The following is a 7,312-nucleotide window of genomic DNA, read 5'->3' on the forward strand; positions in this document are numbered from 1 at the left end:
AGCAGCGCCATCAGCATGTCGTCCTCGATCGGCGCGCGCCCGAGCGCATCATGCAGCGCATCCGTGCGATAGTCGCCGATCATGTCGAGACCATTTTGGGTGACGTCGGGGCGTGGCTTCGAGCCGACGATCGGCTCGTCCTCCACCTCGTTTGCGCCGCCGGCGGCCGCAGCGTTCGCTCCCTTCGGCTTCTTGGCCTCCGGCAGTCGGTAATGCACCGTCTTCACCTTGCCATCGCGGTCGAGATACATGGCGGTGTGGTCGGATTTCTGGGGCTTGCCATGGACCTGTTCGGCCTTCTTCGGCAATTCCGGCTGACCCCAGGTGTTTGCCTCAACGATCGATCCCTTCTTGGGGAGATTATTCGTCATCCATTCGTGCTGGGCGCCGAGGAAGGCTTCGACATTGGTCGTGTAGCGGCTGTCTTCATTGCCCGGCGCAAACAGATCCTCGACCCATTCGACGCCGTAAGCCGCCGCCAGGTCATCGCCGAAACTCGCATCCTTGGCGTACATGCGCTTGCGGTTCAACGCATTGGCAATCGACCACCATTGCGCAGTGTCGCCCTTCTTGGGCTTGTTCGCCTTCCAGACCTCGCTCTGCTCGTCGACGCTGGCAGCAGCGATGGCGCGAAGTTGCTGTTCGTTCGGCATGTCGCCAAGCGCGATCTGGTCGAGCATCGCCGGCAGCAGCTTTGCCAGAAGGCGTAGTTTTTTGATCTGGCGGACAGGCAGGGCAAGCGCCACGGCAATCGTGTCCTCATTCCAATCGAGATCAATGAGGCGCTCGATGCCGCGCCACTGGTCGACCGGGTTCAACGGTTCGCGCGCGATGTTCTCGACTATCGACCGSATGGCGCCGTTGTCGTTCGCCGCTTCGACGACGATGACGTCGATTTCCTCAAGCCCGGCCGCGACGGCCATACGGGTGCGACGATGTCCAGCCTCGATGATGTAGCCGTCACCATTTCGATCATGGAAAACCACCGGTGGCTGGATCACACCGACGGCCTTGATGGTCGCCAGGAGAAGTGCGTCTGCCTGAGATGTTGATTTGGACTGCCTTGTATTGTCGGGATTGGTCTTTAGCGTGCGGGGATCGATCTTCATGAGTTGCATGATTTTTTCCTTTTCAGCTTCCAAGCCGGCCATATGCCGGTCCTTCCTCTCGTCTTCTTTTTCCCGAAGACACTTCCCGGACGGCAGGGCGGCYCGACMGGCGCAACTGCGGCCGAGCATCCCTGCTGCGACGGACGAGCGGGGTGCGAAGCGCCTTGCAAAGGACGAGYGGCCGGGATGGCGAGGCGGCGGTTGAGCGCAAGCGGCGGCGGGCGGGCGGGTCTGCCAATCCGCCTCCTTGAAATTCCCCTTCTCATTTTCTCCTTCATTCGAAGGTCACGGTGATTTCTCACCTGGCACCAATGCCGACGATGAAGCTGCAGGGGGATGGCACGCGATACGGCGTCGAGGAGGCGCTCTTGGCCCTTGAACTGCCGCTCGCCAGTCGATATCCGACCTCCGGGATTGATCACAAAGAATAGGTAACCTGCATGACGCCAATGTTCCTCGTAACGCATTCTGGCGGTTTCCATGCAGATGAGCTGCTGTCCAGCGTGATCCTGACACGGCTGTTTCCGGAGGCACGCGTGATCCGTAGCCGCACAGCCGAGTGGATTACGTCCGGCGATGACAGGATCATCTACGATGTCGGCGGAGCCTATGATCCGAATGCGGGGGTCTTCGATCATCATCAGCGCGGCGCGCCTTTGCGAGACGACGGCCAGCCGTTTAGCTCATTCGGACTGATCTGGCGCCAATTCGGGCGGGACTACCTGAGCGCTTCCGGCGTTCCCGCATCAGATATCGACGCGCTGCATGCGAACTTCGACCATGACTTCGTCTTGCCTGTCGATCTGATGGACAACGGAGCCTTGAGCCCATCCGCTGCCGGTGCTCTGGCTAAGCTGACGCTACCCGTCCTTTTGGAAACCTTGAAGCCTGTCTTCGATGACAAAGAGCCAGGTGCTGACGATCGGGCATTCCATGACGCGCTTTCGATCGCACGCAGTTTTGTCGAAGCGAGCATAAGGCAGGATGCCGCGAAGCTGCGCGCAGAGTCGATCGTGCGCCAGGCGATAGCTGCAACGGGTGACGGTTCTGTGCTGGAACTGCCGATGGGGATGCCGTTCAGGCCGGCGATCGTGAAGGCGGGTGCCGACCATCTGCTGTTCGTCGTCCATCCCCGGGATACCGATTGGTGCGTCACCGGCATCCGGCGGTCGAGCGACAGCTTTGAGCAGCGTGCAGATCTGCCTGCAGCCTGGGCCGGCTTGACCGGCCAGGACCTCGCGGCCGTCTGTGGCGTGGCGGACGCGACGTTCTGCCACAACGGCCTCTTCATCGCCGCGGCAAAAACGCGCGAATCTGCACTCGAAATGGCGAGCATTGCGGTTACGCATGCCAGGCAGACGAACGTGCAATCGGCGATCTGAGCAAGAAAAAAGGGCCGACGGAAAACCGCGGCCCATAAAGTGTGAAGGTAATTAAAACCTCCAGAGGGGAACAGCTGGTGCGGCGGCACTGGGAGGAGAAGCCGCCATGTGCATCAGCTGCGAGCACTATGCTCGATTTTTGATCATATGGAAAACATTTCTTGTGCAATGCAGCCATGCACATGCTGCAGCGCATTCAAGCTCCTTCCGAGGCATTGGAAGGATGGATGGCAGCTTACGCCGCCTCCCTGTCGGGTTCGGCGTCCTGGCGAGCCTCCGCTGCCACCGCCTCATCCACGTCCCGAAGCTGTCGGCGCTTCTCGGCGAGCTCGTCCGCGAAAGCGAACGTGCCGCCCTCGCGCGACCGGTAGGAGGTGAGCCGCCGGCGCGCTTCCTCCAAGCGACGGCGATATGCATCCTGTTCCTCCTCGAACCCATCCAGAGCATGTTCGAGCCGCGAGATGGCGCCGAGCGGCGTCACGGTGATGGCGAGGTCGATCTCGAAGTCGGCGCCGGTCCGCCGCAGCATGGTTGCGTAGCGATAACCGTCGCCCTTGCCGAAACGCTGGCCCTCGAAGATCAGCTCGAAGCCCCCGATCGACGCAAGCACGATCTCGCGCTCCTGCTGGAGCTGAACGAGGGTGAGGATCTCCCTCATCAGCGCGCGCCCGGCTTCCTTCCGTTCATCGAAAGGCTTGCCGGTAACAGCCATGACGAATGTGTCACCCGTAGTCGGAATGAGGCGTTCGATATCCTGACCGATCTCACCGATGCGACGGGTCGAAACTTCGATATCGCGGTCAGCATCGCGCATCTGCCGGCGGACTGCATATTGGTCGTCATCATGGGCGGCGCGCAGCCGTTCGAGACGGGCGATATGGGCTTCGAGCCCGGCCTTCTGCATCAGCCGCTCATCGCCGCTGGCAATGGCTTTGGCCATAGCGAACTGATTGGCGGCTCCTTCGCCGAGATCATCGAGGCGGCGAATGGAGGTGTCGCCAGAGAGCGCCGCTGCGATGAAGCGCGCCTTGCGCTCGTTGTTCTGCCACATCGAGGCGTCGAGCGAGCCTTCGGTCGCATAAGCGAAAATGTCGACGACGTCATGCTGGTTGCCCTGGCGCACGACACGGCCCTCGCGCTGCTCGATATGCGAAGGCAGCCAGGGCACGTCGAGATGATGCAGCGCTTTCAGCCTAAGTTGCGCGTTGACGCCGGTCCCCATCGTCTCCGACGAGCCGATCAGGAAACGAACCCGGCCGGCGCGAACATCGGCGAACAGACGTTGCTTGGCTTCCGTCCTCTTGTAATCCTGCATGAAGGCGATTTCGGCCGGCGGCACGCCAAGGCGGACGAGTTCGTCCCGGATCCAACGGTAGGCCGAGAAGCCACGGGTTTTCTCGACGTTGATCGTGCCGAGATCGGAAAAGATCATTTGCGCGGCTCCGGGCAGCTCGAACGGCTTGCCGTCCGGTCGCAGATAGGTGTTGCCGGACGTCTCCTGCCAGATGCGGAAGGCGTTGCCGATCAGGAGATTGAGCTTGTTGTCCGCCTCGTTGTCGCTGGCCGGAACAACGAGCCGGAGATCGATCGCCGCATGGCGGCCGTCGGTGATGACCGAGAGCAGGATGTCATCGCCGGGCTCAGCCGGTCCCTCGCGCATCTCGATCGCCTTGATGCGCGCATCTAGGATTTGCTGATAGGCTTTGAAGGCAGGTGTCGGTTTGGCCGTGAGGATCTGCCGGCGGCCTGTCGCGGTATCAGGAACCTTGACATACTCCCGGAGGTCGGCAGGCAAGACCACGTCGGCAAAGCTGCGGAACATTGCGATCAGTTCCGGCACGTTGACGAAGGAGGCAAAGCGGCTGACCGGTTTATATTTGCCGGACGGCTGGATCTCGAGTTCGGTCGTGGTGTCGCCGAAGCAGGATGCCCAGGCGTCGAACTCGTGCAGGCCGCGCTCGCGCAAAGCTTCCGAACCAAGCAATCGCTGGATCGAAAACATCTCGCCGAGCGTGTTGGTGACCGGCGTGCCGGAGGCGAGCACGAGCGCGCGGCCCGGATTCTTGGTTTCGATGAAGCGGGACTTCACATAGAGGTCCCAAGCCCGCTGCGAACCGTTCGGGTCGATGCCCTTGAGCGTTGACATGTTGGTGGCGAAGGAGAGCTTGCGGAATTCCTGCGCCTCGTCGACAACGATCTGGTCGACGCCGATCTCGGAAACGGTGAGAAGATCATCCTCGCGGGTCGACAACGACTCCAAGCGCTCTTTCAGCCCCTCCTTCAAGCGCTCCAGGCGCTTGCGCGAGACACGATCTTCGCTGTCGACCTTGGTCAGAAGGTCCTCGTAGAGCTGCAGCTCGTTCTGGATCATCTGTTGTTCGAATGCCGACGGCACGGCGATGAACTTGAATGCGGAATGCGTGATGATAATCGCGTCCCATGTCGCGGTTGCCGCCCGAGACAGGAAGCGGGCACGTTTGTCCTTGGTGAAGTTGGTTTCGTCGGCGACGAGAATGTTGGCGGATGGATAGAGCGCAAGGAATTCCCTTGCTGCCTGCGCCAGGCAATGTCCCGGCACGACCAGCATCGCCTTGGCGATCAGTCCGAGGCGCCGCTGCTCCATGATCGCTGCGGCCATCGTCATGGTCTTTCCGGCGCCAACAGCATGCGCCAGATAGGTCGATCCAGACGAGATGATCCGCCAAATGCCACGCTTCTGATGCCCATAGAGAGCGAAGGCGCCTGAAGCGCCCGGAAGTTTGAGATGGGAACCGTCGAACGTTCGCGGTGCGATGTTGTTGAAGCGGTCGTTATAGAGGCGCACCAGTCGATCGGTCCGATCCGGATCGGCCCAGACCCAGTTCTGGAATGCCTCCTTCACCTTCTGCAGCTTGTCGCGCGCGGCTTCGGTATCGACGACATTGAGCACGCGGCGTTCGCCATCGACATCTTTGAAGACGTCGAATATCTGCGGCACGCGGCTGTTCAGCGCATCGGCAAGCAGTTCGCCCGCATGGCGGCGGCTCGTACCCCATTCCGAGGTGCCGGCAGCGCTATAGGCAAGCTGCCGAGCCTCAACCGTCCAGGAGCCAAGCTCCGGCATGTGGTGGATCCTGATATCGGCAGCCATCGTTTCCTTGACGAAGGCGACGACATCGGCGGCGGGGATCCAGGGTGCGCCGAGGCGGGCGGTGATGTCGGATGGGCTGAGGTCGGCCGGCTGCACTGCGTGCAGCGCTCGAACGTTGCGATCGAACACGGGATCGAGTGCGGCGGCCGCCCCGGCGAGCGCGAGCTTGGTGCGGACAGGACCGGAGAGATAGGCATCTGACGTTTGCCAGGAACCATCAGCCGGATCGCGGAAGATGGCGTCGCCGAGGTCGGCGACGACATCGTCCGGATCACGATGCACGAGTGCTGCAATATGCTCGATATCGACGCGACCGCGCTCGTTGAGTACGACCGCCAGCGCATCGCCAGCACTTGTGATGACCGGCGGGGCAGGGGGTGAGATCACCCGTTCGGAGAAGACCGGTCCGGGCTTGGCCGTGTCGCTATCGAGATCGTAGTCCTCGATCGATGCCACCAGCCAGCAATCGGGATCGTCACGGAAGGGCTGCAAGTTCGGCTGGCGATGGTTTTCCCGAACCTCGCCGGTATTCTCGTCGTCGATAATCGAGACGGTGGTGTGATTGATCGGGCCAAGGTCGCGGACAAAACTTGACCAGGCGATCCGAAGCCGGACCTGAAGATCGCGCCAGGGGCGGTCCTGTTCCTGTGCCTTCAGCACTTCGCGCAGGGCATCGCGGATCGGGATCAGCTTCCCGATGATTCGGACATGCTTTTCCGACATGCCGTCGCCGTTACGGTCCTTTCGTACCCTGATTTTAGCCGGCTTACCATCGACCATCTGCATGAGGCCATAGAGCTTGTCGATGAAGAAGCTGCCCTCGCGGATCTTATCCTTGCCGGGGCGCAGATCGACGATGGCGCCGAGCTTATCTTCGAGGTCAATGTCGACTTCAGTCGGCTCGCCGTTATAGCGGCCCGCCGGCAGGAGATGGATTGCTTCCTGCAACGCGCTTTCCAGATCGACGCCGATGCGAGGGCGACATGTATAGGTCTCGCCGAACGGACCTGGCGTCAGGGCATGGTCGCCGAGTACACTGTCCGGATGCTGCGCGAACCATCGGTTCACACGCACGGCGCCCTCGTCCTCCGTCATGGGAACGACCTCGTCCAGTTCGAGCCATGAGAGATCGCCTTCTGCCTCCCCCGGCTTGCGTTTGCGGAAGAAGAGCAGGTCGACCACAACGTCGGTGCCGGCGTCACGGCGAAAGCTGCCCTCGGGCAGCCGGATGGCGGCGATCAGGTCGGCCGACTTGGCGATGTGGTCGCGCGCCACACGGTCTGCCTTGTCCATCGTGCGGGCGCTGGTGACGAAGGCAGCGAGCGCGCCTGGTTTCAGAAGATCGATCGATCGCGCGATGAAATAGTCATGCAGCCGGAGCCCCAGCGCGCGATATTGGCGGTCCGATCGAACCGCCCGATCGGAAAAGGGCGGGTTGCCGATGGCGAGATCAAAGATAGCGCTGAGGTCGGTGCGGGCGAAATCGCCGTTGATGATCCGCGCTTTCGGTTGGAGCAACCGCACGATACGCGCCGTGACCGGATCAAGTTCGATGCCGGTGACGTAGCTCGTGTCCCGGTATTCCCCAGGCATGAGCGCCGGAAACAAACCCGTGCCGATTCCCGGCTCCAGAACCCGGCCGCCGCGCCAGCCAAGCCGCTGCAGGCCTGCCCAGACAGCCAGGACAATGA

Annotated in this window: 3 protein-coding genes; 1 reads left to right on the forward strand and 2 read right to left on the reverse strand. The window is 61.7% G+C overall.

Annotation, left to right across the window (positions count from 1 at the left end; genetic code table 11):
* Positions 1-1,118: ParB/RepB/Spo0J family partition protein (locus AC1D06_RS41075; protein ID WP_477991193.1), on the reverse strand; the 1,118-nt coding region annotated here is incomplete at its 3' end.
* A gap of 431 nt (positions 1,119-1,549) precedes the next feature.
* Between AC1D06_RS41075 and AC1D06_RS41080 the strand changes: the two genes are divergently transcribed.
* The gene (locus AC1D06_RS41080; RefSeq protein ID WP_477991195.1) at positions 1,550-2,491 is read left to right on the forward strand and encodes an MYG1 family protein; all 942 of its coding nucleotides are present in this window, start codon (positions 1,550-1,552) and stop codon (positions 2,489-2,491) included.
* A 235-nt stretch (positions 2,492-2,726) separates the two neighbouring features.
* Here AC1D06_RS41080 and AC1D06_RS41085 read toward each other — a convergent pair.
* Positions 2,727-7,312: DEAD/DEAH box helicase family protein (locus tag AC1D06_RS41085; RefSeq protein WP_477991197.1), on the reverse strand; the 4,586-nt coding region annotated here is incomplete at its 5' end.

The organism is Rhizobium sp. P2_G2, assembly GCF_056403555.1.

Excerpts from the sequence above, each read along its gene's own strand:
- AC1D06_RS41080 (WP_477991195.1), top strand. The coding sequence starts at position 1,550 with ATGACGCCAATGTTCCTCGTAACGCATTCTGGCGGTTTCCATGCAGAT.